General features: G+C 36.0%; 2 protein-coding genes. Both read left to right on the plus strand.

Going from position 1 to position 1680, the window contains the following annotated elements; genetic code table 11:
- The first annotated feature begins 90 nt into the window (after window positions 1-90).
- On the plus strand, window positions 91-687 hold the full coding sequence (locus AC1DTM_RS25405; protein WP_016101946.1) for a TetR/AcrR family transcriptional regulator: 597 nt from the start codon (window positions 91-93) through the stop codon (window positions 685-687).
- A 204-nt stretch (window positions 688-891) separates the two neighbouring features.
- On the plus strand, window positions 892-1680 hold a 789-nt coding region (locus tag AC1DTM_RS25410; protein ID WP_477001181.1), incomplete at its 3' end, for an FAD-dependent oxidoreductase.

Here is a 1680-nt window from a genome sequence, read left to right on the forward strand (position 1 = left end):
CATTGATTCTCTCCGTTATTTTTCTTGCTAATTCTTTTCGGTTTGTCATATACTAAAAAGAGACCAAATGTTTTCTTTTAGGAGGACACAATGCGTAAAGGTGAATTAACAAAAAGAATGATTCTTGATCGTTCCTCTGCTCTGTTTAATGTAAAGGGGTATAGTGGTTCTTCAATTTCTGATATTATGCGAGAGACTGGGCTAGAGAAGGGTGGTATTTATCGTCACTTCAAAAATAAAGATGACTTGGCTGTTCAAGCCTTTCAGCACGCAACTTCACAAATGGGAGTGCGTTATGCCGAAGAGATAAAAAAAGAATCCAATACGTTGGATAAGTTAAAAACTTTTATTTCAGTTTTTACATCTCTCGTTCATAATGATCCTCTTCCAGGAGGCTGTCCAATCATGAATGTAACGTTAGAAGCAGATGATTCCCACCCACTTATGGCAGAACAAGCACAGATAGCGATGAATCAATTACTTGGAATGATTGAAAAGATTATTACGAATGGAATTGAGCAAGGGGAGTTAAGATCAGATACTCAAGCAAAGCAGATTGCTATCATCTGGATTTCTTCTCTTGAAGGAGCACTTGCCTTGTCACGCTTATACCAAGATACAGTCTATATTGATACAATATCGTCACGACTTTTAGATGAATTGGAAAAACAAATTACGGCCAAGTAAGCCGTAATTTTTATCGCTGAAAAGAGACTGTTCGGTTTCTTATTTTGGGGGGGTGATCACTTAATAGAAATTCCATAACGGAACTATGAAAAAACGGATGAGAGAAGAATGGTACTAATACAAAATAGTAAATTGAAAAATGTGTAGAGTATGAACGATTTCGGCCTACCTGTTTCTAATTTTTGGAGGAGTGTGAAAAAGGATATGAGAGAAATAGAAACAATCGTAATTGGCTCTGGACCTGGAGGATATGTTGCTGCAATAAGAGCTTCACAATTAGKGAAACAAGTGGCAATTATAGAAAGAGAGAATCTTGGTGGCGTCGTATGTGCTAACGTCGGCTGCATTCCATCTAAGGCACTTATTTCTGTAGGTCATTGTTTTGAGGAAACAAAGCATTCAGAAAATATGGGTATTTTTTCTTCTGGTGTAAATGTTGATTTTGCAAAAGTACAAGAATTTAAAAACAACGTTGTAAAGAAATTAGTAGGTGGTGTAGAAGGGTTATTAAAAAGCAATAAAGTAGAAGTGATAAAAGGTGAAGCTTATTTCATGGATGCTAACACTATACGAGTAACCAATAAAGATGCAGCTCAAACATATACATTTAAAAATGCAATTATAGCTACTGGATCACGCCCAGTTGAAATTCCAACATTTAAATTTACAAAACGTGTGATTAACTCTACAGGTGTACTTAGTTTAACTGAAGTTCCAAGTAAATTGGTTGTAATCGGTGGTGGTTACATTGGTACTGAATTGGGCTCTGCTTACGCTTCCCTCGGTTCTATAGTAACAATTATTGAAGGAGGTAAAGATATTTTAACTGGCTTCGATAAACAAATGACTCAAATTGTGAAAGAAGACCTTATAAACAAAGGTGTTACAGTAATAGTAGATGCATCCGCTAAAGGTGTTGAAGAAGTTGAAAATGGTGTAATTGTTACCTACGAAATTGGTGGTGAAGAAAAGAAAGTTGACGCTGATTACGTA

This window comes from Bacillus sp. P4_D3 (assembly GCF_056401855.1).

Bases quoted from the DNA above. Each gene is read 5' to 3' on its own strand.
- AC1DTM_RS25405 (WP_016101946.1), top strand. From the start codon at position 91: ATGCGTAAAGGTGAATTAACAAAAAGAATGATTCTTGATCGTTCCTCT.